At 70.0% G+C, this 22,704-nt stretch carries 21 protein-coding genes and 1 pseudogene (1 of these 22 only partly in view); 15 read left to right on the top strand and 7 right to left on the bottom strand.

The window, feature by feature from the left end:
• Window positions 1-5: 5 nt before the first annotated feature.
• The 3 genes from JRI60_RS19925 to JRI60_RS19935 all read left to right on the top strand — a co-directional run bounded on the left by JRI60_RS19925 (window position 6) and on the right by JRI60_RS19935 (window position 2,505).
• On the top strand, window positions 6-809 hold the full coding sequence (locus tag JRI60_RS19925) for an LpxI family protein (protein WP_204229015.1): 804 nt from the start codon (window positions 6-8) through the stop codon (window positions 807-809).
• 206 nt (window positions 810-1,015) lie between these two features.
• Window positions 1,016-2,035 (top strand): OmpA family protein, encoded by a 1,020-nt coding sequence (locus JRI60_RS19930; protein ID WP_204227443.1) that lies wholly within the window; start codon window positions 1,016-1,018, stop codon window positions 2,033-2,035.
• A gap of 26 nt (window positions 2,036-2,061) precedes the next feature.
• Window positions 2,062-2,505: a hypothetical protein gene (locus JRI60_RS19935; RefSeq protein WP_204227444.1), complete on the top strand. Its 444-nt coding sequence runs from the start codon at window positions 2,062-2,064 to the stop codon at window positions 2,503-2,505.
• 26 nt (window positions 2,506-2,531) lie between these two features.
• Here JRI60_RS19935 and JRI60_RS19940 read toward each other — a convergent pair.
• From JRI60_RS19940 to JRI60_RS19955, 4 genes and pseudogenes are all read right to left on the bottom strand, one after another.
• Window positions 2,532-3,158: pseudogene (locus JRI60_RS19940) on the bottom strand (MarC family protein); the annotation flags it as partial.
• 8 nt (window positions 3,159-3,166) lie between these two features.
• Window positions 3,167-3,871 carry a polyprenol monophosphomannose synthase gene (locus tag JRI60_RS19945; RefSeq protein WP_204227446.1) on the bottom strand — a complete coding sequence of 235 codons (705 nt, stop codon included), beginning with the start codon at window positions 3,869-3,871 and terminating at the stop codon, window positions 3,167-3,169.
• Window positions 3,872-3,910: 39 nt separating this feature from the next.
• Window positions 3,911-5,065 (bottom strand): lipid-A-disaccharide synthase, encoded by a 1,155-nt coding sequence (gene lpxB / locus JRI60_RS19950; protein WP_204227447.1) that lies wholly within the window; start codon window positions 5,063-5,065, stop codon window positions 3,911-3,913.
• Between the two features lie 33 nt (window positions 5,066-5,098).
• Complete coding sequence (locus tag JRI60_RS19955) at window positions 5,099-5,707, bottom strand: DUF6992 family protein (RefSeq protein WP_204227448.1); 609 nt, start codon at window positions 5,705-5,707, stop codon at window positions 5,099-5,101.
• 233 nt (window positions 5,708-5,940) lie between these two features.
• Between JRI60_RS19955 and JRI60_RS19960 the strand changes: the two genes are divergently transcribed.
• Complete coding sequence (locus JRI60_RS19960) at window positions 5,941-6,564, top strand: TIGR02265 family protein (protein ID WP_204227449.1); 624 nt, start codon at window positions 5,941-5,943, stop codon at window positions 6,562-6,564.
• Between the two features lie 15 nt (window positions 6,565-6,579).
• On the opposite strand, the gene JRI60_RS19965 is transcribed toward JRI60_RS19960, so the two are convergent.
• Entirely contained in the window at window positions 6,580-7,131 is a 552-nt protein-coding gene (locus tag JRI60_RS19965) for a GNAT family N-acetyltransferase (RefSeq protein ID WP_204227450.1), read from the bottom strand.
• Between the two features lie 384 nt (window positions 7,132-7,515).
• Between JRI60_RS19965 and JRI60_RS19970 the strand changes: the two genes are divergently transcribed.
• The 3 genes from JRI60_RS19970 to JRI60_RS19980 are packed head-to-tail and all read left to right on the top strand — an operon-like array spanning window position 7,516 to window position 12,340.
• Window positions 7,516-9,399 carry a DUF4388 domain-containing protein gene (locus tag JRI60_RS19970; protein ID WP_204227451.1) on the top strand — a complete coding sequence of 628 codons (1,884 nt, stop codon included), beginning with the start codon at window positions 7,516-7,518 and terminating at the stop codon, window positions 9,397-9,399.
• Entirely contained in the window at window positions 9,399-11,180 is a 1,782-nt protein-coding gene (locus JRI60_RS19975) for an ABC transporter ATP-binding protein (RefSeq protein WP_204227452.1), read from the top strand. Before JRI60_RS19970 ends, JRI60_RS19975 begins: the two co-directional genes overlap by 1 nt.
• Window positions 11,177-12,340, top strand: coding sequence for a PHP domain-containing protein (locus JRI60_RS19980; RefSeq protein ID WP_239470619.1), 1,164 nt, complete (start codon window positions 11,177-11,179; stop codon window positions 12,338-12,340). The genes JRI60_RS19975 and JRI60_RS19980 overlap by 4 nt, the downstream gene beginning before the upstream one ends.
• A 259-nt stretch (window positions 12,341-12,599) precedes the next feature.
• On the opposite strand, the gene JRI60_RS19985 is transcribed toward JRI60_RS19980, so the two are convergent.
• On the bottom strand, window positions 12,600-14,852 hold the full coding sequence (locus JRI60_RS19985; RefSeq protein WP_204229017.1) for a M4 family metallopeptidase: 2,253 nt from the start codon (window positions 14,850-14,852) through the stop codon (window positions 12,600-12,602).
• Between the two features lie 261 nt (window positions 14,853-15,113).
• On the opposite strand from JRI60_RS19985, the gene JRI60_RS19990 reads away from it, so the two are divergent.
• Genes JRI60_RS19990 through JRI60_RS55120 form a run of 6 tightly spaced genes read left to right on the top strand, consistent with a single transcriptional unit; the run spans window position 15,114 to window position 20,326 of the window.
• Window positions 15,114-16,403, top strand: a complete 1,290-nt coding sequence (locus JRI60_RS19990) for a 3-deoxy-D-manno-octulosonic acid transferase (protein WP_204227453.1) — start codon at window positions 15,114-15,116, stop codon at window positions 16,401-16,403.
• Window positions 16,404-16,417: 14 nt separating this feature from the next.
• Window positions 16,418-17,440, top strand: coding sequence for a glycosyltransferase (locus tag JRI60_RS19995; RefSeq protein ID WP_204229018.1), 1,023 nt, complete (start codon window positions 16,418-16,420; stop codon window positions 17,438-17,440).
• Window positions 17,437-18,507, top strand: a complete 1,071-nt coding sequence (lpxK, locus tag JRI60_RS20000; RefSeq protein ID WP_204227454.1) for a tetraacyldisaccharide 4'-kinase — start codon at window positions 17,437-17,439, stop codon at window positions 18,505-18,507. The genes JRI60_RS19995 and lpxK overlap by 4 nt, the downstream gene beginning before the upstream one ends.
• Window positions 18,508-18,556: 49 nt before the next feature.
• Window positions 18,557-19,570: a bifunctional heptose 7-phosphate kinase/heptose 1-phosphate adenyltransferase gene (locus JRI60_RS20005; RefSeq protein WP_204227455.1), complete on the top strand. Its 1,014-nt coding sequence runs from the start codon at window positions 18,557-18,559 to the stop codon at window positions 19,568-19,570.
• Window positions 19,567-20,058, top strand: a complete 492-nt coding sequence (locus JRI60_RS20010) for an adenylyltransferase/cytidyltransferase family protein (protein WP_204227456.1) — start codon at window positions 19,567-19,569, stop codon at window positions 20,056-20,058. Before JRI60_RS20005 ends, JRI60_RS20010 begins: the two co-directional genes overlap by 4 nt.
• A gap of 10 nt (window positions 20,059-20,068) precedes the next feature.
• Complete coding sequence (locus JRI60_RS55120) at window positions 20,069-20,326, top strand: Trm112 family protein (protein WP_204227457.1); 258 nt, start codon at window positions 20,069-20,071, stop codon at window positions 20,324-20,326.
• Here JRI60_RS55120 and JRI60_RS20020 read toward each other — a convergent pair.
• A complete protein-coding gene (locus JRI60_RS20020) occupies window positions 20,320-21,429 on the bottom strand; it encodes a glycosyltransferase family 9 protein (RefSeq protein ID WP_204227458.1) in 1,110 nt (369 codons plus the stop codon). The two genes, JRI60_RS55120 and JRI60_RS20020, sit on opposite strands and share 7 nt — an antisense overlap.
• 76 nt (window positions 21,430-21,505) lie before the next feature.
• On the opposite strand from JRI60_RS20020, the gene JRI60_RS20025 reads away from it, so the two are divergent.
• Window positions 21,506-22,384, top strand: a complete 879-nt coding sequence (locus tag JRI60_RS20025) for a YicC/YloC family endoribonuclease (protein ID WP_204227459.1) — start codon at window positions 21,506-21,508, stop codon at window positions 22,382-22,384.
• A protein-coding gene (gene gmk / locus JRI60_RS20030) for a guanylate kinase (RefSeq protein ID WP_204227460.1) crosses the window boundary here: on the top strand, window positions 22,381-22,704 show its 5' portion. The gene runs 324 nt beyond the window's last position; the window shows 324 of its 648 coding nt (coding positions 1-324); its start codon is at window positions 22,381-22,383; its stop codon lies beyond the right edge, outside the window. Before JRI60_RS20025 ends, gmk begins: the two co-directional genes overlap by 4 nt.

Here is a 22,704-nt window from a genome sequence, read left to right on the forward strand (position 1 = left end):
TGACCGTGGAGCGCATCGGCCTCATCGCGGGCAACGGACGGTTGCCCTTCCTGTTCGCGAGCGCGGCCCGGGAGCAGGGGCTGGAGGTGGTCGCTGTCGCCCATCGCGGCGAGGCGGATCCGGCCCTGGAGGCCGAGGTCGCCGAGCTGACGTGGGTCCGGCTGGGGCAGGTGGACCGCATCGTCCGCGCCTTCTCCAAGGCGGGCGTGAAGCGGGCGGCGATGGCCGGAGGGATCGGCCGGGTGCGCGCGTTCACGGAGGCGAGGCCGGACCTGGGCGCGGTGCGCATCATCTCCCGCCTGCGCAGCTTCCGGGACGACGCGCTGCTGCGCGCGGTGGCGGACTACTTCGAGTCCCATGGCATCACCATCGTGGCCCCCACGGACTGGCTGGCGCAGGCGCTGTGCCCCGCGGGCCACCTGGCGGGCCCCGTGCTGAACGCGGCGCAGGAGAAGGACGTGGCGCTGGGGCGCGAGGTGGCCCTGCTGCTGGGCCAGGCGGACGTGGGGCAGACGGTGGTGGTGCGGGGTGGCCACGTGCTCGCGCTGGAGGCCGTGGAGGGCACGGACGAGGCCATCCGCCGGGGCGGCAAGTACGGCGGGGCGGGGGCCGTGGTGGTGAAGCGCTGCAAGCCGGGGCAGGACCTGCGGTTCGACCTGCCGGCGGTGGGGCCTCGCACCCTGGAGGTCATGCAGGAGGTGGGGGCGAAGGTGCTCGCGCTGGAGGCGGGCAAGACGGTGCTGCTGGACGCGCCGGAGCTCTTCCGGGCGGCCGACAAGGTGGGCATCACCCTCGTCGGCGTGTCCTGAGGCCCTCCCGTCCGCCCACGAGTGCCTGCCTCCCCGCCGTCCAGGGAGAGGCCCACGAGGAGGGTCGTCAATCCTTGGCCCTGTGTGGAATGCTCGCAGCCCAAGGGCCTGTTCCGGACACTGCTCCGGGACCCGACCCGGGTTCGCGTTGCACGAGGGGCGCGGCCCGGACAGGGTGTGCCTCGGCCCGGAGGTGACCACCCCGCATGAACACCCGCCTGCTCCTGCTGTGTCTGACCCTGTCTCCCCTGTGCGCGCTCGCGGACGCGGTGCGCGTGTCGCTCCAGCCCCGGGCCGCGGTCGGAAAGGGCCTGCCCGCCTTGCAGGTGCACATCGAGGAGCCCATCGCCGGCTTCGAGCTGAAGCTGAAGCGGGGTGACGGCCACGAGGTGCGGGTGAAGGGCGGCGGCGAGCCGGGCGTGACGCGCACCCTCTCGTTGGAGCAGCCCGAGGGCCGCTTCCACTACGAGGGCGAGCTGGTGGTGCGCTTCCCGGACTCCCAGGAGGCCTCGATGCCGCTGTCCTTCGACACGGAGCTGCTCGGGCCTCCCCAGCTGACGGTGGCGCCGGAGGACGTGGACGTGGCGGGGCGCAAGCTGCGCTTCAGGCTGTCCCGGCCCGCCTCGCGCGCGCAGGTGACGGTGCTGATGGACACCGGCGAGAAGGCCTTCGACGGCGAGGTGCCCTTCCAGAACGCTCCCGCGGGCACGCCGCTCGAGGTGAAGTGGCCAGCGGCGGAGGGCCGGGTGCTGAGCATCTCGATCAAGGCCTTCGACACCTCGGAGTTCTACAGCATCGTGGACCTCTTCCCCTGGCGGGTGGAGATTCCCCACGAGGAGATCAACTTCCCCTCCGGCAGCGCCGAGGTGCCCGCGGGGGAGCGGCGCAAGCTGGACGCCAGCCACGCGCTCATCGCCGACGCGGTGTCTCGCTACGGCCGCCTGGCGCAGATGCGCCTCTACATCCTCGGGCACACCGACACGGTGGGGGAGACGGCGGCCAACCGGGAGCTGTCCCTGAAGCGCGCCCGGGGCATCGCGGCTTACCTGCGCAAGAAGGGCCTGAAGCTGCCCATCTTCTACGAGGGCTTCGGCGAGCAGTCCCCGCGCGTGCCCACGCCCGACGAGACGGACGAGCCCGGCAACCGGCGCGCCGAATACATCCTGGCCGTGGAACCCCCGGCCCTTTCCTCCACCCCCTTTCCGCCACAGTGGCGGAAGCTGTGATGTCCCCCTCCAAGGAGTTCCGACGGATGAAGCGACTCGTGCCGCCTGCCCTGATCGCCCTCGCCGCCACTGGCTGCATGCACTCGCCGGAGGCCCTCATCAACCCCACCGAGGAAGCCGGCAAGTGCGAGCTGGTCCAGACGCTCATGCGCGAGCGGGTGTCGCAGGGTCTCCTGTCCGAGCTGTCGGCGCAGGGGAGTGACGGGCCCGCGCAGGTGCTCGTCTTCGTGCGCCGGCCCGAGCAGGGCATGCTGGAGCGCCTCTTCCAGGGCGATCCCACGTGCGGCGGCCCCAACTACAGGGCGGTGCAGGACATCACCATGAAGGCCGTGGTGCTCTTCCTCCAGCCCCGGGGCAATGGCTACATCTACGACGCTCAGCTCGCGGCCCCCAACGAGCTGTCGCTGGGCGGAGAGGCCAAGGGCGCGGTGAGCAGGGACGGCGGCGGCTGGGTCGCCTCGGGCCTCTGAGACGTCTGGACCGGCTCCTCCTTCTCCCGGAGCAGGTCCTTGCCTCCGTCCGCGATGAACTGCACCGCGATGGCCGCGAGGATGAGCCCCATCACGCGCTCGAGGATGGCCACGCCCGACTGCTTGAGCACGCGCTGCACGAAGCCGGCGGCGCGCAGCACGAAGTAGCTCGTCACGAAGGTGAGGACGATCGCCACCAGCACGGGCACGGCCGACAGCAGATCATCCCCGCCACGGGCCATCAGCACCATGGCCGTGGCGATGGCGCCCGGGCCCGCCAGCAGCGGCATCGCTAGCGGCACCAGCGCCACGTCTTCCTTTTTCACGCTCTCTTGTGTCTCGGACGGCGTGGTGCGCGTCTCCGAGGGCCTCGCCCTCAGCATGTCCAGCGCGGTGATGAGCAGCAGGATGCCGCCCGCGACCCGGAAGGCGCCCAGCGACACGCCGAACACCTTGAAGATGATGCCGCCGAACATGGCGAAGAAGATCAGCAGCGAGCACGCCACCACGCACGCGCGCCGTGCCGTGCTCCGGATCTTCTCCTCCGAGTCACCCGCGGTGATCGCCAGGAAGATGGGCACCACGCCGATCGGATCCACCACGAAGAGGACCGCCGGGAGCGACACGAGGAACAAGGACAGCTGCTCGGACATACGCCCCTCTACACCGTGAGGCGCAGCTTCCACACCATCGTCAGGGCCTCGAGGAAGATCTTCCGGCTCATCTTCGACTGCCCCACGCGGCGGTCCTCGAAGACGATGGGGATCTCCTTCACCGTGAAGCCCTTCTTCAGGGTGCGGTAGGTGAGCTCGATCTGGAACGCGTAGCCGGTACTCTTCACCGCCTCCAGGTCGATGGACTCCAGCACCCGCCGGTGGAAGCACTTGAAGCCGCCGGTCAGGTCCCTCGTGCCCACGCCCAGGATGGAGCGCGCGTAGAGCGAGCCGCCCCGGCTGATGATCTTCCGGCCGACGCCCCAGTTCACGGTGCCGCCGCCGCTCACGTAGCGCGAGCCCAGCACCAGGTCCGCGCCGCCCTGCGCCGTGTCCAGGAAGGTGGGCAGGTAGCGCGGGTCATGGCTGAAGTCCGCGTCCATCTCGAGGATGTACGTGTAGCCCGCGTCGAGCGCCACGCGGAACGCATGGAGGTAGGCACGCCCCAGGCCCTGCTTCTTCTCGCGGTGCAGGACGCGGATGCGCGGCTCCTTCGCCGCCAGCTCGTCGGCCAGCTTCCCCGTCCCATCCGGGGAGTTGTCGTCGACGACGAGGATGTCCACGCGAGGATCGGCCGCGAGCACCGCTCGGGTGATGGGCTCGAGGTTGTCCCGCTCGTTGTAGGTGGGGATGCAAACCAGCGCTGGATTCATCGCGCGGCGGGACATAGCAGAGCGGCGTGGTGTCCGCCTCTAGACTTTCGCGGCGGGGGGGAGCAGCTCCAGCACCGACTCGGCCGCCCGGCCGGCGGCTCCGTGCTCCCCGAGCCGGGTGCGCACTTCCTCCAGCCCCTGGAGCATCTCCTCGCGTGGTGTGCCTGGCACCCACAGGCGGCGGATTTCGCTGGCGATGCGCTCGGGTGTCATGTCGCCCTGGAGGAGCTCGGGCACCACGCGGCGGCCGGCCAGCAGGTTGACGAGGGCCACGTGCGCCACCTTCAACATCAGCCGGCCCACGAGGTAGGTGACGAGCGAGACGCGGTACACCACCACGAAGGGGCGCTGCATGAGCCCCGCCTCCAGGGCCGCCGTCCCCGAGGCCACGATGGCCGCGTCGCTGGCGCCCACGACTTCGGGGGCCTTGCCCTCCACCAGCACGGGTTGCACGCCGCTGCCCTCGAAGCGGGAGACGATCTCCTCGCGGGGGATGGTGGGCGCCACCGGCACCACGACCTGGAGCCCGGGGCGCTCGGCCACCAGCTGCTTCGCGGCACCCACCATGGCGGGGAGGATGCGGCGGATCTCACTCATGCGGCTGCCGGGCAGCAGGGCCAGGGTGGGCGTCTCCACGGGCAGCCCGAGCTTCTGGCGGAAGGCGGCGGCGCTGGCGGGGGAGGGCATCTGCTCCACCACGGGGCTGCCCACGTAGCGCGCGGCGACACCGGCCTCGCGGTAGAAGTCCTCCTCGAACGGGAGGATGCAGAGCATCCGGTCCACGAGCTTCGCGATCGTCTTCACCCGGCCGCGGCGCCAGGCCCAGATCATCGGCGAGACGTAGTAGGCGACGGGGATGCCGAGCTTCTTGAGGCGGGCGGCGAGCCGGAGGTTGAAGTCGGGGATGTCCACGAGGATGGCGCAGGCGGGGCGGCGCTCGGCGGCGGCCTGGGCCAGCCCGCCCATCACCTGGAGGATGCGTGGAATCTTGGGCAGCACCTCGGTGATGCCCATGACGTTGACCTCGTGGGCGCCGTAGAGGAGCTCCACGCCCTGGGCGGCGAGGCGCGAGCCTCCCATGCCGAAGAAGGTGAGGTCCGGACGGCGGGCCTTGAGGGCGGCGACGAGCTCGGAGGCGTGGGCGTCACCGGACGCCTCGCCGGCCACGACGAGAATCTGGGGGGCTGGGGACATGGGAAGCGGCGCGCATCCTACCCGAAGCGCCGCTCACGGCCACGTCAGCATGAGCCCCACGCCGTTGGGAGAGGGCACCAGCCGGGCGGTGAGCTGGGTATTCAGGCGCCAGTTGAGCCCCCACAGCACCGCGTCGAAGAGCAGCAGGAAGCCGCCTTGCAGCAGCAGGCTCTTGCCCCACCCGCGCAGCCTCGCCGAGTCCCTGTGCAGTCCGCGCTCCAGCAGGAATCCTCCGAAGGCGATGTAGCCCACGTCCAGTCCCACGTTGAGCAGGAGCACCTTCTCCATCTGTTGGCCCTCGGCCAGGCTGCGCGCCAGGTCCCACGTCTCCGGCGTGGCCGTGAGCTGCCCGTGGAGGCCGAAGCCCGCGATGGCCAGGTTCACCACGTTCCAGGCCGCGTTGGCCTGGAAGAAGGCCTGGGTCTCGCCCTGGGTGGCGAAGTGCCCCGCCGTGCCGGTGCCGATGTTCAGTACCGCCCAACCCAGCAGCACACTCATGGCTGTCTGGTTCAGCCGCACCGCCTGTGCGTTGTGCGTGACGAGGAAGGACTCGGGAGTCACCTCGGCCGCCTGGGCGGCGAAGGACACACTCAGCAGGAGGAGCAGGAAGACCCGTCGCATGTACTGGGAAGAGGAGGGCATGGGCGCTCGTGAGGGGCCTCCTCAGATGTGTCAGGCGCTCACGAGTCGCGCGAGGCTGACCCTGGCTCTTGGTTCTTGTGTTCTGAGAAAAAAGGAGTAAGGGGCATCTCCCCCGGTCGCCGGGGGGTGGGATCGACTTCTGGGTCCAGACATGGAAGCGTTTCCCTGTGCGTCTGGTTGATCCGGAATTGGCTGTGATCGTGCTTTCTGAATCGCGACAGAGGGGGCGACCGATGTTGCAGGACAGCGAGGCTGCGGTGGTGGGTCGGTCCGCGGAGTTCTGGGCACGGGACTTCGCGCGGCGGATCTCCATGGTGAGGCCGGAGGACACCCTTCGCGGCATGTTCTGCAACGGTCTGTTGCGGTTCGCACGAGGACTCGGTTGCGAGAAGCAGCTGCGGCGCTGCCTGGCCGCGGGGGGCGAGGAGAAGTTCGTCGACTTCTTCAGCTATCCCATCGTCACGTACCTCCGGATGGTCTCCACCGTGCTGTTGCCCCTGGCGGAGCGGTACGGAACTGTCGAGGAGGCGCTGAGAGCGCTCGGGAAGCAGGCGATGGTGGACCTCCAGGGCTCCGCGGCGGGCAAGGCCCTGGCGATGATGAACACGGGGGACATGCGGAGCCGTCTGGATGCCGTGTTCACGGCCTACCGGGTCTCGGTGAGCTTCGGCGAGCACACGCTGGCGTGGAGGGGGCCGACGAGCGCCCGTATCACCCTGAAGCGTGTGCTCATGCCCTGTCCGTTCCACGAGGGACTGATGCTGGCGGTGCTCGGCTCGGAGCACCTGCGCCCCGTGAAGGTGATCGGGCGACAGACGGGGCTGCTCGACTGTGAGTTCGACATCTTCTGGGAGTGAGCCTCTCCAAGGCCGTCACGCCAGGGGCGGCGTGTCCAGTGCGAGCACCATGCAGACACGGCTCGCGGCGGGTAATCCCGCGCGCGTCTCGTTCTCGCGGATGGCGCGCAGGCCGGGGCCCACCTCCTCGTCCCGCATGACGCGGAAGCCCCAGCGCTCGTAGAGGGGGGCGTTCCAGGGCACGTCGCGGAAGGTGGTGAGCAGCAGGGTCCGGTAGCCTTCCTCTCGCGCCCACTGCCTCACCATTTCGAAGAGGGCCTGGCCCAGTCCCTGTCGCGCATGGGCCGGGTGCACGTCGATCTCCGCGAGGTAGGCCGTGCCATCCACCTCCTTGCAGAGGGCGAAGGCCGCGACCTCCCCGTCCGCCGCGACGGCCACCCACGCGCCGCCCTGTCGCTGGTACTCGCGCAGCTGCTCGGGTGTCTGCGCGTCCGCCTGGGCGATGAAGGGATGTGCCGACTGGAGGAACTGTTGCGCGGCGAGGTGCTCGAGCTCCGGCAACCTGGTCAGCTCATCGGGCCGGGCCCGCCGCAGGGTGTAGCCACGCCACGTCGTCTCCGCCTTCATCGGGACCTCGTCGCTCAGTCGCTCGGCTCCGTGCCCTCGTATTCGGGGGAGGTGGCCTCGCCGGGATGCTTCGGATTCTCGCTCGTCCGGGCGTGCCGTTGGAGGTCTCGCTTCGCCTCTTTCCCTCTCTCTCGAAGACGTCGGATTTTTCCTGGGCTATGGGGCACCTCCACCGCCAAGGTGGGGGCGGTCCGGTGCCGCTTCAAGGAGGCCGCGCCCCGCTCGTGGAGACGGCCTGCTTGAAGTCTTTCACTCCCGGAGAGAAGGCCCTCCACTCGCCGGGCAGCCGGGCGAGTCGCGTCGCCGGGTGAGGGCGCGCTGGAGGGCGAGCGGACGAGATTCCTGACTGATGCACGCGGGCCGAATGTGTACACTCGGCGGCCCTTGAAGACGCTTCTTCTGGCCGAGAGCCATCCGCCCACTCTGGAGCACCTCACCGGGTTGCTGTCTCAGGCCGGGTTCACCGTGCGTGCGGTGAGCGATCCCGGCTCGGCGATGGAGCACTTCGTCGCCGACAACCCCGACATGGTGGTGGTGGCCGTGGACATGCCGCGCCTGGACGGGGCGCACGTGGGCCACCTCATCCGCAACCACAGCCAGGGGGCGCGCGTGCCCATCGTGGCCATCGACAAGGGGCACCTGGGCCGGGCGCGCGGGGTGGCGGCGGTGTTGGATCTCAAGGTGAACGCCTACGTGGCGGACCCGCTCAAGCCGGGCGAGCTGGTGGGCAAGCTGCAGTCGCTGGCGACCAGCTCCACGCGCAACGAAGTCCCGCTCAAGGGCGTGCGGGCCATGCTGGCGCGCCCGGCGGTGGTGAGCGGGGAGCTCAAGGGCTTCCCGCTGCCGGCGCTGCTGGTGTCGCTGTACCGGCTGCGCCGCGATGGCGTGCTGGTGGTGGCGTACCGCGATCTCACGCGGCGGGTCTTCTTCGCCCGGGGCGGCGCGGTGAACTACGACTCCAGCGCGAGACAGGACGCGCTGCCCAACTACCTGCTGCAGCGTCAGGTGGTGACGGAGGTGCAGGCGGAGCGGGTGGTGCAGGCGCTGGGCTCGGGCCTGCGCATTGGCGCGGCACTGGCCGAGGCCGGCGTGGAAGCGGCGGGCGAGGAGCTGCTCCAACTGTTGCGCGAATACACGAGCGATCGGCTGGCCCAGGTCATCGGCATGCGCGAGGGCCGTTACGCCTTCTACCCGGGCGAGGAGTTCCAGGCCGAGGTGGCCACGGTGGAGACGCCGGCGCTGGCGCCGATCCTGGATGGGGCACGGCGGGCCCTGCCGCTGAAGGTGATGGCGGCCCCGCTGCGCTCGCACCAGGCGGAGTTCCCGGTGCGCACGCCCGAGTTCGGAAGGGATCTGGGCGCGCTGGGGATGAACACGGAGGACCTGAAGATCGCCATGCAGGTGAACGGGCGCATCGCGCTGCGAGACCTGCTGGCGCACGGGCGGGGAGATCTGCGGCGCGGGTACTCGCTGCTGTGGTTCCTCAAGCTGACGGGCTGCGTGGGCTTCTCCCCGACGCCGGTGGCGACCGGACCGGGCGAGGTGGTGGCCGTGCCGGAGTCCATCGCTCCGCGCAAGCGCAAGCCGCTGCCGCCGGAGACGGAGGCGTCCTTGCGCGAGGGCGCGGTGAAGATCATCACCGGCAGCTACTTCCGCTGCCTGGGGCTGGACATCGCCGCGGACTCCGAGGCCGTGGAGCGCGCCTACCACGAGCTCGCCACGCGCTTCCATCCGGACAGCTACGCCGAGTTCGACACCTCGGAGACGAAGGACCTGTTGGACTCGGTGCAGGAGAAGCTGTCGGCGGCCTACCGGGTGCTGTCGGTGGAGGAGAAGCGCAAGGCGTACCTGCAGTACCTCATGTCGCGCATGGACGTGGGGCGCTCCACCACGGTGAACGTGGACGCGGAGATCATCCTGCGGCGCGGAGAGGCGGCGCTGAAGCGCAAGCAGTACCGCTCGGCGCTCATCCACTTCGAGGAGGCGGTGACGCTCAACCCGCAGGAGCCCGAGTATTACTCGTACCTGGCATGGGCCACGTTCCTGGCGGGAACGGGGCCGCGCGAGGACCGGGCGAAGGCGGCGCAGAAGGTGCTCCGCAAGGCGCTCTCGCTCAACCCGTACCTGGAGCGGGCGATCATCATCTCGGCCATCATCGATAGCGAGATGGGTGACGAATCCGGGGCTCGCAAGAAGCTGCTGAAGGTGCTCGAGCTCAACCCCAACGCGAAGCTCGCGAAGGCCGCGCTGCGCAAAGTAGGTCGGTGATGCACAAGTCGTTGTGGAGGTTGCTGGGTTTCGCCCGGCCGCACGTGGGCGTGCTGGTGGCGGCCTTCGCGTGCATGGCGGTGGTGGGCCTGGCCACGGGGGCGTACGCGTACCTGATGGGGCCGGCGCTGCGCTTCCTGCTGTCGGGTGGCTCGGAGGGCTTCGGGGGCGCGCAGCCGGTGCCCTGGCTGTCGAGCCTCCCGCGCGAGGCCGCGCTCTGGGGCTTCCCGGTGGTGGTGGTGACGGTGGGCGTGTTGAAGGGCGTGGGGTACCTCGGCCAGTTCTATTTCATGGGCTACTTCGCCCAGAAGGTGGCGGCGGACGTGAGGAAGGCGCTCTTCATCCGCCTCACCTCGCTGTCTCCGGCGCAGCTGGCGCGCGAGCGGATGGGAGATCTGCTCAGCCGCTTCTCCGCGGACGTGCAGGCGGTGGAGGTGGCCGCCATGTACACGGTGGGCTCGTACCTGCGCGACTCGTTCCAGGTGGTGGTGCTGGCGGGCGTGGCGCTGTCGCTCAGTCCGATGCTCGGCGGGGTGATGTTGTGCGTGCTACCGCTGGCGGCGCTGCCGGCCTCGAGGCTGACGCGCAAGGCGCTGAAGGGCACGCGCGAGGGGCAGGTGCAACTGGGCCACCTCGCGGGGCAGCTGCAGGAGGGGCTGGGCGGCATGCGCACCATCCAGGCCTTCAACGGGCAGGCGGCGGAGCTGGCGCGCTTCTCGGCGCACGCGACGGCGCACGAGCGGGCCCTGGTGAAGGCCGCGTGGGCGCGGGGCGGGGTGCCCGGGGTGATGGAGGTGCTGGCGGCGGCGGCGCTCGCGGGAGCGCTGGCCTACGCGGCGGCCACCCACGCGATGGAGCCCGAGTCCCTGCTGTCGTTCCTCACGGCGGTGATTCTGGTGTACCAGCCGGTGAAGGACCTGGGCCGGGTGACGCAGTTCGCGATGCAGGCGGGCGCGGCGGGAGAGCGGCTCTTCGCGCTGTTGGACCAGAAGCACCCGGTGGAGGACATGCCGGGGGCCACGGCCGCGCCGGCGTTGGAGAAGGGCATCCAGGTGGAGGGCGTGCGCTTCTCGTATGGAGAGCGGCGGGCGCTGGACGGGCTGACGCTGGAGCTGCCGGTGGGGAAGGTGGTGGCGCTGGTGGGGCCGAGCGGTGGAGGCAAGAGCACGCTCACCAACCTGCTGCTGCGCTTCGAGCGCCCCCAGGAGGGGAGGATCCTCTTCGACGGGGTGGACGTGGACCGCTACACGGCGGCGAGCGTGAGGGCGAAGTTCGCGCTGGTGACGCAGGAGCCGCTGCTCTTCTCGGGCAGCGTGCTGGACAACCTGCGGTATGCGCGGCCGGACGCCACGCGCGAGGAGGTGGAGGCGGCGGCGCGGGTGGCGAACGCGGACGGCTTCATCCGGGCGCTGCCGGAGGGGTATGACACGCGGGTGGGCGAGCGGGGCGTGAAGCTGAGCGGAGGGCAGCGGCAGCGGCTGTGCATCGCGCGGGCGGTGCTGTCGAGGGCGCCGGTGCTGGTGCTGGACGAGGCGACGAGCAGCCTGGATCCGGAGAGCGAGCGCGAGGTGCAGGCGGCGCTGGCGGCGGTGCTGCCGGGACGCACGGCGCTGGTCATCGCGCACCGGCTGTCGACGGTGGTGGACGCGGACGTGTTGTGCGTGGTGGAGGCGGGGCGGGTGGTGGAGCGGGGCAGTCACGCGGAGCTGCTGAAGGAGGGAGGCCGCTACGCGCGGCTGTGGGCGTTGCAGACGGCGGCGCCGGAGCGGGGCGCGGCGTGAAGCCCGCGGTGGTGGTGGGGAAGCTGCTCCGGGCGTTGCTGGGGCTGGTGTTGCTGCTGTTGGGGGTGGCGGGGTTCTTCACCCTGGCGGCCTCCTTCGCGGAGTACCCGGTGGTGCCGCCCCACGAGGGGGCGCCGGAGTGGGTGCGAGGGGCCTTCCACGTGCACACGACGCGCTCGGACGGGCGGGGCACGGTGGAGGAGGTGGCCGCGGCGGCGAAGGCGGCGGGCCTGCGCTTCGTGGTGCTCACGGACCACAACGACTTCGCACCGCGCGAGCCCGTCTTCATGGACGGGGTGTTGCTGGTGCCGGGCGTGGAGATCTCGACGGACCACGGCCACCTCGTGGCGTTCGGCATGAAGCGCCCGTTGGAGGGCGTGCGGCCGTGGATGGACGGAGGGGAGGCGGAGGCGGCGGTGGAGAAGGCGGGAGGAGTGAGCGTGCTCGCCCACCCGGTGCAGGAGCGCAACCCGTGGCGGCACGAGGAGGCCGCGAGGCGGGCCGATGGCTTCGAGCTCTACTCCGCGGACACGTTCTTCCGGGAGGCGCTGAGCCACCCGTTCAGCCGGCTGTTGCCGGCGGTGGGGGCGTCCTTCGGCCAGGCGGTGCACGGGGTGATGATGCTGGTCGAGCCACAACCCGGGTCCACGGCGCGGCTGCTGGAGCTCGAGCGGGAGAAGCCGCGCGTGGCGTTGTGCTCGCACGACGCGCACGGACTGCCGCGCTACGAGGATGTCTTCCGGGCGCTGGCGGTGTACCTGCCGCCCGCGGAGGGGGAGCCACCTGGGGTGCTGCCCGAGGATGCACATGCGGCGGCCGAGGTGGTGGTGAAGGGGCTCGCGAGTGGAGGGGCGGTGTGCGCCTTCCGGGCGCTGGGCGAACCCGAGGGCTTCGCGTTGGAGGGCCTGGAAGCGGAGAGCCGGGAGGCCCGAGTGGGCCAGGTGCTCACGGTGCGACTCCCCCCGGAGGCGGGAGAGCAGGTGCGAATCGAGGTGTGGGGGTCGGGGAGGCTGAGACCGGATGGCCGGTCGGTGGAACTGGTGGAGGAGGGAGCGGTGCAGGTGGAGGTCTGGGCGAGGGCGCCGGGGAGCTTCTTCGGGACGACATGGCGCCCCTGGATCGTCCCGAGCCCGGTGAGAGTGCTCCCGAGAAGCAACTGACACCGTGCATCAACCCCTCTCCCTCTGGGAGAGGGAAAGGGTGAGGGTAAGCATCCCCGTGCTCCCCACCGTTGCCGAGCCCCGTGTCCCGCAAAGTCGAACGGCCACCCCCGAAACACACGGGAGTAGCCGTTCTTGGTACAGCCCCTTCAGGTTGGGAACCCCGCGCCGCCCAGCATCGGCGCGGTGTCCCTTGTCACCCGAGGGTGAATCCGGGTCCGGGAGCCACGCTTCGCCCCCGGACCCGTGTCAGCTGCGATCAGTCGTTGATGTTGATGCCCAGGCCGATGAGATCACCGAGACCGAAGTCATCCCGGTCGTAGTGGCCGGGGCGCACGCGCACCGTGTTGGTCTTGCCCACCAGGTTGAGACCCTCGTAGCCGCCCTTCGCGCCGAAGACCTGGATGTAGTAGTTGCCGTCGCGCACGCCCTTGATGCGGCAGATCTCCAGGTTGTGCTCGCTCACGCCGCGGCACTCGTACTCGTACGCCTTGGGGGCCGAGCCGTGCTGCACGTAGAGGTCCGCGTTGCCCTTGCCGCCGTAGATGATCACGAACAGGTCGGTGCGGGTATTGGCCTTCGTGGAGGTCACCACCGGCAGCTTGTAGACCTGGTCCGAGCCAGCGACACCGGAGAGACCGGAGAGCTTCACACCCTCCTCGATGGGCACGTAGCCGCCCTTCCAGGTCACCGACAGCGTCACGCCCGTGTAGGCGCTGAAGCCGTTGAGCAGCGCGTACCAGGTGCCCTGGGACGGAGCGGCGAAGGTGCAGGTCTCCGCGTTGCCGGACTTGTAGGGACGGCAGTCGTACTGGGTGGTGGTCGGCGCGTTGTTGAAGCGCACGTAGAGGTCCGCGTCACCCGTGCCGCCAGCGATGCTGACCGTCAGGTCCGTGGCACCCTCGGGCACCGTGAAGCTGTAGTACTGCTTGGAGCCCTTGGCGCCGGCCACGTCGGTCACCGGCACGTTCTTCTCGATCGGGGTGTTGACCGGCGGAGGCACGGGCACGCCCACGCCCACGGCCTTCCAGGCGTTGGAGACGGAGGCGATGGTCGCCGCGTCGTAGCCCAGCTGCTGAGCGGCCTGCTCGGTGGCCACCTTGGCCTGCTCGAACGTGGTGCTCGGCGTCATGATGTCGGCGTTGGCCTTGTAGAAGATGCGCGCGGCCTTCTCGATGCCGATGCCCGCCACGGCCTGGGTGGTCTTGCCCTTCGGGTGCGTGCCGCCCTGGCTCAGCAGGTAGAAGGCCAGGTTGGAGATACCCGAGCTGTAGTGCACGTCCACGCCCGAGGCGTAGTCCGGGTAGTAGTCCAGCGAGTCGCCGTCCTGCGTGGGGTTGGCCATGTAGCGCAGCGCGTCGCCCGGGGTGGCCGGGGTCCACACGTCGTCGCCGATGAGCCAGGTGCGGTCGCTGACGACCTTGCCGTCGCCGTACCACTCGCACACGGCGCCGAAGATGTCGGACATGGACTCGTTGAGGCCGCCGGACTCACCCGAGTAGATGAGGTCCGACTCGTTGTCCGTCACCGCGTGGGTCAGCTCGTGGGCGGTCACGTCCAGCGAGTTGGCCAGGTTGGTGGCGGTGACGTTGTCGCCGTCGCCGTACACCATCTGGGTGCCGTCCCAGAAGGCGTTCACGTACTTGACGCGGTGGTGCACCGTGCTGATGAGGGTGGCGCCCGCGTTGTTGATCGAGTCACGGGCGAACAGGGTGCTGTAGCAGCTGTAGACCGTGCCGAGGTGGTCGTAGTTGGTGTTGACCACGGTGTCGGCGACCGCCGCCTCACCCTCGGAGCGCGTCAGGGTGCCCGGCAGGGTGGAGAGGGTCTTGCCGTCGTACAGCTTGCGGTTCAGGGCGGTGTGGATGTGCGGGATGCGCTCCACGACCGAGCCGTCGATGGCATTCACCAGCACCGAGTCGTCCACCGGGGTGCCGTCGGCCTGCGTACCGGTCTGGCGGACCTCGTAGACCAGGACCAGCTTGTCGCCAGCGCGGAAGTAGGAGAGCGACGGCTCACCCGCGACGCTGGGGGACTGGGGGGCCAGACGGTCCTCGGCGGCGGCGCTGATGGCGGCCTCGGGGGCCACGGACGCCTTCTCGGGGCCTACCAGGTCACCACGGACGTTGGTGTTGGCCGCGAAGATCTTCCCGGCACGCGCGTGCAGGCGCAGCTCGCCGCCAATGATGGCCCGCCCGTTGTGGAGCACGCCATAGCGGTAGTGCAGGTCGCCCTGCGCATCGGCGTAGGCGCGCTTGAGGATGAGGTTGGACGGGTCGAGCTTGAACTGGGGCGCGATGCTCGCCAGCGCGGGGCCCAGGTCCGCGGTGAGAGCGGCCTCGGCGGACAGGGACGCGGGCAGGGTGCCCAGCTCGCCGGTGATGAACCGGGCGGTGCCGTCCTTCTCGGCGTCCACGATGTTGTTGTTGCCCAGGGCCGAGGCCAGCGTCCGCACACCCGCCGGCTTGTCGCCCGCAGGGGCGGTGTTCTCGTTGCAGGCGCCCATCATCATCGACAGGGCCGCGATTCCAATGACTCCGCGGATCCGATTCTCCACTGTGCTGCCTCCTGTGTCTCTGTTGCCTCAGAGACGGGAAGCAGTGTGCCAAATGACTCCAATGATTTCAAGGATTACTGATAAATTATGTTTTTAACGTTTTCACAAAAGGTGAGAAGATGACGTTCTGTCCGTGAGTGGGGGGAATGGAGGGGGCGGTGGTGTGTGCTGCGGGGCGAGGGGGCATCTGGTAGAGGGTCCGCGGCCCGAGCTCCCATGCGACTCCTCTATGTCCTCGCCAGCTATGTGCTCTTCGCGGTGCTCTTCCCGGTGCTGTCGCTGCACCGCAAGACGCGGCACGGGCTGAGGCAGCGGCTCGGTTTCTACGCGCGGGGGGAGCTGCCGGCGCGAGGGCCCGGGCCGACGATCTGGATGCACGGGGCGAGCGCGGGAGATCTGCTGGCGCTCTCGCCGATGTTCGGCCCGCTGAGGGCGCGCTTTCCGGGATGCCGCATCGTGCTCTCCACGATGACGAACTCGGGCTACATGATGGGGCGCGAGCGGCTGGCGAAGCAGGTGGACGGGGTGGTGTACGCGCCGTACGACCTGTGGGGGGCCACGAGGAGGGCGGTGCGGGCCATCCAGCCGGACCTGTTGGTGCTCGAGTACACGGAGATCTGGCCCAACCTCATCCGTGCGGCGAGGAGGGCGGGGGTGCGAGTGGCGCTGACGAACGGGCGCTTCTCGCCGGCGCACCAGGGCAAGTACCGGCTGCTGTTCTCGCTGATCGGCAATCCGCTCAGGGACATGGATCTGTTCCTGATGAGGGGAGAGGACGAGGCGGAGCGGGTCTTGGGACTGGGGGCGCCGAGGGAGCGGGTGTTCATGACGGGGAACACGAAGTTCGACGCGCTGGCGGTGGGGGACGTGGGGAGGGAGGACGAGGCGCTGCGGAGCGCGCTGGGGCTGAGGGAGGGGGAGCGGGTGTGGATCGCCGGCAGCACGCACGAGGGGGAGGAGGAGCACCTGCTGGGGGTGTACCGGCGGCTGCTGGAGGCGCACCCGGATCTGCGGTTGGTGATCGCGCCGAGGTACATCGAGAGGGCGGGGAGGATCGTGGCGCTGGCGAGGGAGGCGGGGCTGGGGGCGGGATTGCGCTCGAAGGGGAACGAGGAGGGAGGGCGGGTGGTGGTGCTGGATACGATTGGGGAGCTGTCGAGGGCGTACCGGCTGGCGACGCTGGTGTTCGTGGGAGGGTCGTTCACGAAGAGAGGGGGCCAGAACATCCTGGAACCCGCGGGGCAGGGGAAACCGGTGCTGTTCGGGCCGCACATGGAGAACTTCCGGGACAGCGTGCAGGTGCTGGTGGGGAGGGGAGGGATCCAGGTGAAGGACGCGGACCAGCTGTACCGGGTGATGACGGAGCTGTTGGCGAAGCCGGAGACGGTGACGTCGTTGGGAGAACTGGCGAGGACGACGGTGAGGCAGATATCGGGGGCGAGCCAGCGCAACGTGGATCAGATGGCGCGAATCCTCCCCTCTCCCTCTGGGAGAGGGACGGGGTGAGGGTAGGAATGACCGTGAAAATCCTCCACCTGCTCGCGAGTCCGTTCTGGAGTGGCCCGGCGGAGAACGTGGCGTTGCTGGCGCTGGCGCAGCGGGAGGCGGGGCACGAGGTAACGGTGGCGGTGGATCGCCGGAGGAAGGAGGTCGCGGCGGAGGAGCCGGCGGTACCGCGTCTCGAGGCGCTGGGCCTGTTGGACGAGGGAGGACTGGAGCTGTCGGTGAAGTCCCCGCCGTGGGCGATCTGGAAGGACATGCGCGGGCTGAGGGCCCGGGACGTGGAGGTGGTGCACACGCACTTCACGCACGACCACCTGGTGGCGAGGTGGGCGAGGCCGAGGGGTGCGGTGCTGATCCGCTCGGTGCATGCGCCGAGGTCGCTGAGGTCCTCGCTGCCGTACGCGGACGCGTACACGGTGCCGGCGTCGTCATTGATTACACGGCTGTTGGGCCGGCGGGTGAGGGTGTTGCCGCCGCTGGTGGATGGGATGTTCCGGCCGGCGGAGGAGCGCGAGGCGTTGCGGAGGGAGCTGGGGCTGACGGGGGCGCCGCTGATGGGGATGGTGTCCACGTTCCAGGCCTCACGGCGGCACGGGGTGGGAGTGGAGGCCTTCGCGAGGCTGCGCCGGGTGCACGAGGGGGCGAGGCTGGTGCTGGTGGGGGATGGAGAGCAGGTGGAGGCGGTGCGCCAGCAGGTGCGAGGGCTGGGGCTGGAGGAGGCGGTGACGTTCGCGGGCTACCAGCGAGGCGAGGCCTTCGCGCGCTGGCTGCGAGCGCTGGACGAGGTCTGGGTGCTGGGCCTGGGGAACGACTGGAGCGCGAGGGCGGCGGCGCAGGCGAGGGCCTGCGGGGTGAGGGTGGTGGCGGTGGCGGAGGGAAACCTGCCGTCGCTGGCGGACGTGCTGGTGGAGGAGCCGACGCCCGAGGCGGTGGTGGCGGCGTCGGAGTCTGGGGTGAGAGCGCTGGTGGCGCACCCGAGCAACGCGAGGATCGCGGAGGACATGCTCGCGCTGTACGCGCAGGCGAGGGAGGAGCGGTGAGCGAGCCGGCGCCGAGGCGGGAAGGGCCGACGGCCATCGAGCGGGTCTTCTATCCGGGGAGGGCGGAGTCCTGGGGGAGGAGGGCGCTGTTGGCGCCGCTGGAGGCGCTGGCCTGGGGATACGGGGCGGGAGTGAGGCTGAGGGGAGCGCTCTACGACGCGGGCCTGTGGAGAGGGGAGCGGGTGGAGGGGCTGCGGGTCGTGTCGGTGGGCAACCTGAACGTGGGGGGGACGGGGAAGACGCCGGCGGTGCTGTACCTGGCGGAGCTGCTGGTGAGGGAGGGGAGGCGGGTGGGAATCCTGACGCGAGGGTACGGGAGGGGCACGAAGGAGCCGCTCACGTTCACGGGGAAGGGGCCGTTGCCGACGGTGGAGGAGGCAGGGGACGAGCCGCTGCTGCTGGCGCGCCGTTGCCCCGAGGCGAGGCTGCTGGTGGGAGCGGATCGGCGGATGCTGGCGCGCCGGGCGAGGGACGAGTTCGGGCTGGAGGTGGTGTTGCTGGACGATGGCTTCCAGCACCGGAAGCTGGCGAGGGACGAGGACGTGGTGGTGGTGGACGAGGCGGTGGGATTTGGCAACGGGAGGATGTTGCCGAGAGGCCCGCTGCGAGAGCCGCTCTCGGCCCTGGAGAGGGCCACGCTCTTCTGGGTGCGAGCCGCGTCGGTGCCGGGGCCGGAGCTGCCGCCACTGCCAGCGCCGCGAGTGAGGACGCGCTATCGGCCAACGGAGTGGGTGGACCCGTCGGGGACGCGGCACCCACCGGAGACGCTGTCTGGACGAGCGGTGTTGGCGCTGGCGGGGCTTGCTCGGCCGGGGGGCTTCCTGAGGACGCTGGGCGAGCTGGGGACCGAGGTGAGGGGAACGGCCTTCTTTCCGGACCACCACCGCTTCACGGGGAGGGAACTGCGGGAGGTGAGCACGAGGGCGGCGAGCCTGGGAGCGCGGGTGGTGACGACGGAGAAGGACCTGGTGCGGTTGCCTGGGGGCTTCGAGGCGTGGACGGTGCGGTTGGGGGTGGAGGTGCTGGAGGGAGAGTCGCACCTCCGGCGGGCGCTCGGGCTCGGGTAGGAAAAGGTCGGCTTGTCGACGGGGTGCCGCTGTGGGACAACGCGCCGCCATGGCTGCCGTCCTGCCCGCCCGAGCGATACCGACCCTGGCCCAGCTTCCATTGGCTTTCGCGCGCCGGAGGGTGCTGCTGGTAGGGGATCTGGTTGCCGACCATTACATCTACGGCCAGACGGACCGGGTGAGCCGGGAGGCGCCGGTGCTGATCGTGCGTCACGAGTCCTCGGAGGTGAAGCTGGGGGGAGGGGCGAACGTGGCGGCGAACGTGCGGTCGCTGTCGGGACAGGTGACGGCGGTGGGGGTGTTGGGGGCGGACGAGATGGGGCGAGCGCTGCGGAAGCTGTTCGACGAGGCGGGAATCCAGCTGAGCGCGGTGAGTGCGAGGGGCGTGGAGACGGAGACGAAGACGCGCATCCTGGCGGGCGGGTTGAGCACGACGCGGCAGCAGATGCTGAGGCTGGACCGGGGGCAGAGGGGCCCCTTGCCGCCGAGGCTGAGACGAGCGCTGGTGAAGAGGGTGGAGGAGGCGGCGAAGGACGCGGACGCGGTGGTGGTGTCGGACTATGGGGCGGGGGTGGTGGGGGACGAGATGCGCGAGGCGCTGCGGAAGCTGGCGGCGGAAGGGCTGCCGGTGTGCGTGGACAGCCGGTACAGCCTGATGGCGTTCTCCGGGGTGACGGTGTGCAAGCCGAACGAGCCGGAGCTGCAGGCGCTGGTGGGCCGGCCGTTGAGGACGGAGGAGGAGTTGGTGGAGGCGGGGCACGAGGTGGTGCGGCGGTTGAAGTGCGAGGCGCTGCTGGTGACGCGGGGCCGGCACGGGATGGCGCTCTTCGATGCGGCGGGAGGGGTGGACAAGATCCCGGTGCACGGAGCGAAGGAAGCGGTGGACGTGACGGGGGCGGGGGACACGGTGATCGCGGCCTTGTCGTTGGGTCTGGCGGCTGGGGGGAGCTTTGGAGCGGCGGCGCGGCTGGCGAACGTGGCGGGGTCGTTGGCGGTGCAGAAGCTGGGCACGGCGACGGTGGCGCGGGACGAGCTGCTGGGCGAGCTGAGGGGCGCGAGGTGAGTACGAGCCAGAAGGTGGGGAGGCTGTCGGAGGTGGTGGAGCAGCGCGAGCGCTGGAGGGCGGAGGGGAAGACGGTGGCACTGGCCAACGGGGTCTTCGATCTGATCCACGTGGGGCACGTGCGCTATCTGGAGGGGGCGAAGGAGCTGGCGGACTACCTGGTGGTGGCGGTGAATTCGGACGCGTCGACGAGGGCGTACAAGGGGCCGGACCGACCCCACATTCCAGAGGGAGAGCGGGCGGAGATGGTGGCGGCGCTGGCGTGTACGGATCGGGTGGTGGTGTTCGACGAGCCGAACGTGAGGACCATCATCCGGACGTTGAAGCCGGACGTGCACGTGAAGGGGACGGACTACACGCCGGACACGATTCCCGAGGCGGACGAGGTAAAGGCCTACGGGGGGCGGGTGGCGGTGGCGGGAGATCCAAAGAATCACAGCACGACGGAGCTGGCGAAGAGGCTGCAGTCAGAGCGAGGAACGAAGTAGGAGCGCGAGCATGAGGCTCCCCGACATACTCCTCGCGACATGGGCCTGTCCCCGCTGCAAGGGGCGACTGACCCCAGCCCAAGCCCCGACATCAACACCAACCCTCCCTCTCCCTTCGGGAGAGGGTCGGGGTGAGGGTACCCGAGCCCCGGGTTCAACCCTCGAGAGCACCGACCCGGACGAACTGCGCTGCGAGAACTGCCATCTCGCGTACCCCATCCGGGACACCGTACCGGAGCTGTTGAACACCTCGGCGCGCCGCTACTGACCTCTGTGGGCGGAGGCCCGAGAGGACAACCCGTTGGCGAAAGAGCGCACCTCTTCGAAGACACGAGCTTCCAGATCGCCACCGGAGTCGACGACGGGAGTCAGGTCGACCATGCGGTGAGGAGGGTGGGGGTGACCCCAGCGAGCCATGTCCATGCGGAGGAAGAGCCCGAGGGTAGGAGCCCCGAGGGAGACGGACAGGTGCATGGGGCCGGTGTTGTTGCAGACGGTGAGGCCGGCGGAGCGCATGAGGGCGGCGAGCTCGTCGATGCTGGTGGGGGGAGCCATCAGGGAGCCGGGGGCGGAGGCGACGACGGAGCGAGCGAGCTCCTCTTCTCCGGGGCCCCAGGTGACGATGGGGGTGCGACCGGAGGCGATCAATGCGCGGGCGGCGGAGGCGAAGGCCTCGGGAGGGATGCGGCGCCAGCCGAGTCGCCCGCCGGGGTTGACCACGGCGCGGGGGGAGCCCGAGCCCGCCTCGAGCCAAGCACGGAACGAGTCACTGATGAGGGGCTCGCGGAAGGACATCAGCTCATGGGGAGGGCCCTGGAGGAGGGGTGAGAGCAGGTGGACGCGCTGCGTCAGCTCGCGAGGGGAATCGGAGCGAGCGGGGACGGAGAGCGAGTGGAGGTAATGAACGGGCCACTGGTGGGGCCCGATGACGATGGCGCGAGGCCCGACGAGCCGGGAGATGAGGGCGGAGGTGACGGAGGGGGTGGACCAGTTGGAGCAGTCGACGACGACGTCATAGCGCTCGCGGCGCAGGGAGCGGATGCCGGGGGAGAGGGCGCCGAGCCAGAGGAGCCGCCGGTCGAAGGGGATGATGCGGTCGGCGTGGGGGTGGCCGGAGAGGACGCGGGCGACCTTGGAGTGGACGAGGACGTGGACCTCCGGGGGGTGGGGGGAGGCCTTGAGGGAGCTGAGGAGGGGGGTGGTGAGGAGCGCCTCGCCGACCCGGTTGTCGATACGGACGAGGAGGACGCGCTTGGGGGAGGGGAGGGGAGCTCCGGCCTTCCGCCGGCGACCAGGGCGCCAGAGGAGGACGGAAGCCACGAGAGCGAGTGCCAGCTTCGCCCAGGACTCGAGCCGCTTGTGCCAGACCATCGGGGGGCGGACCATAGCAGAGAGGATCCGCGCAGGTGGCTTGACCTGCTGGCCGGAAGGGCCTAGCAAGCCGCCAATGCTGAAGAGCATGACGGGATTTGGCGCGGGACGCGCCCGGGTAGGGGACGAGGAGTTCTCGGTCGAGCTGCGCTCGCTGAACCACAAGTTCTGTGAGGTGAAGGCGCGGCTTCCGAGGGAGCTGGCGGCACTGGAGTCGGTGGTGGTGAAGCAGGTGAAGGACCGGCTCGCCCGCGGCTCGGTGGAGGTCTTCATCAAGCGCCAGACGGCGACGGCGGCCGGGACGGTGCCGGTGGTGGACGTGGCGCTGGCGAGGGAGTACGCGCGGGCCTTCCGGGAGATAGCGGGGGCGCTCGGGGTGAGTGTCGAGGTGGGCTGGGCCCATGTCGCGAACCAGCCGGGGGTGATGCGGCTGGAGGAGCGGGGCATGGACGTGGAGTCAGCCTCGAAGGCGGTCCAGGAGGCGTTGGCTCAGGCGCTCGGAGCGCTGGAGCAGATGCGCCAGGTGGAGGGCGAGGCCATCCGGGTGGACCTGGAAGCCAGGCTGGGGCTCATCGAGCGCTGGAGCCGGGAGGTGGCGGAGCTGTCGCCCCGGTCGGTAGAGGAGTATCGGCAGCGGCTCGCCGAGCGGGTGGCCGAGCTGGCGCGAGGCATCTCGGTGGACGAGCAGCGACTGGCGCAGGAAGTGGCTGTGTTCGCGGAGCGGACGGACATTGCCGAGGAGATGACCCGGCTGGCGAGCCACCTGGAGCAGTTCCGCCAAATGATAGCGGGGAGCGAGCCATCGGGCCGCCGCATGGACTTCCTCGTCCAGGAGATGCACCGCGAGGTGAACACCACGGGCTCGAAGAGCCAGCATGCGGAGATCTCCGCGCGAGTGGTGTCGATGAAGGCAGAAGTCGAGCGCATCCGCGAACAGGTTCAGAACGTCGAATGAACGAGTCCACTTCATTGCAGCCCGGCATCCTGCTCGTCCTCTCCGCGGCGTCGGGGACGGGGAAGACCACCCTGGCGCGCCGTCTGCTCGGCGAGCTGCCGGATGGCATCTTCTCCATCAGCGTCACCACCCGAAAGCCGCGAGGCCGGGAGCAGGACGGGGTGGATTACCACTTCGTGGACGTCACCTCCTTCCAGGAGCGGATCGAGCGGGGCGAATTCGTCGAATGGGCCGAGGTCCACGGCCATTTCTACGGGAGCTCCCAGGCGGTGGTGGAGGAGGCCCGGGCCCGGCGGGGCGTGGCCATCTTCGACATCGAC

The sequence above is a fragment of the Archangium violaceum genome (assembly GCF_016887565.1).
In the GTDB taxonomy this organism is placed as follows: Bacteria; Myxococcota; Myxococcia; order Myxococcales; family Myxococcaceae; genus Archangium; species Archangium violaceum_B.

What these genes read in the sequence shown, in the direction of transcription:
- JRI60_RS19955 (WP_204227448.1), bottom strand. Translation starts at nt 5,707, where the DNA reads ATGCCCTCCTCTTCCCAGTACATGCGACGGGTCTTCCTGCTCCTCCTG.
- JRI60_RS20025 (WP_204227459.1), top strand. Translation starts at nt 21,506, where the DNA reads ATGCTGAAGAGCATGACGGGATTTGGCGCGGGACGCGCCCGGGTAGGG.
- JRI60_RS19935 (WP_204227444.1), top strand. Translation starts at nt 2,062, where the DNA reads ATGAAGCGACTCGTGCCGCCTGCCCTGATCGCCCTCGCCGCCACTGGC.
- JRI60_RS19975 (WP_204227452.1), top strand. Translation starts at nt 9,399, where the DNA reads ATGCACAAGTCGTTGTGGAGGTTGCTGGGTTTCGCCCGGCCGCACGTG.
- JRI60_RS19965 (WP_204227450.1), bottom strand. Translation starts at nt 7,131, where the DNA reads ATGAAGGCGGAGACGACGTGGCGTGGCTACACCCTGCGGCGGGCCCGG.
- JRI60_RS19960 (WP_204227449.1), top strand. Translation starts at nt 5,941, where the DNA reads ATGTTGCAGGACAGCGAGGCTGCGGTGGTGGGTCGGTCCGCGGAGTTC.
- JRI60_RS19945 (WP_204227446.1), bottom strand. Translation starts at nt 3,871, where the DNA reads ATGAATCCAGCGCTGGTTTGCATCCCCACCTACAACGAGCGGGACAAC.
- JRI60_RS19930 (WP_204227443.1), top strand. Translation starts at nt 1,016, where the DNA reads ATGAACACCCGCCTGCTCCTGCTGTGTCTGACCCTGTCTCCCCTGTGC.
- JRI60_RS19990 (WP_204227453.1), top strand. Translation starts at nt 15,114, where the DNA reads ATGCGACTCCTCTATGTCCTCGCCAGCTATGTGCTCTTCGCGGTGCTC.
- JRI60_RS19985 (WP_204229017.1), bottom strand. Translation starts at nt 14,852, where the DNA reads ATGATGATGGGCGCCTGCAACGAGAACACCGCCCCTGCGGGCGACAAG.
- JRI60_RS20020 (WP_204227458.1), bottom strand. Translation starts at nt 21,429, where the DNA reads ATGGTCTGGCACAAGCGGCTCGAGTCCTGGGCGAAGCTGGCACTCGCT.
- JRI60_RS20005 (WP_204227455.1), top strand. Translation starts at nt 18,557, where the DNA reads ATGGCTGCCGTCCTGCCCGCCCGAGCGATACCGACCCTGGCCCAGCTT.
- JRI60_RS55120 (WP_204227457.1), top strand. Translation starts at nt 20,069, where the DNA reads ATGAGGCTCCCCGACATACTCCTCGCGACATGGGCCTGTCCCCGCTGC.
- lpxB (WP_204227447.1), bottom strand. Translation starts at nt 5,065, where the DNA reads ATGTCCCCAGCCCCCCAGATTCTCGTCGTGGCCGGCGAGGCGTCCGGT.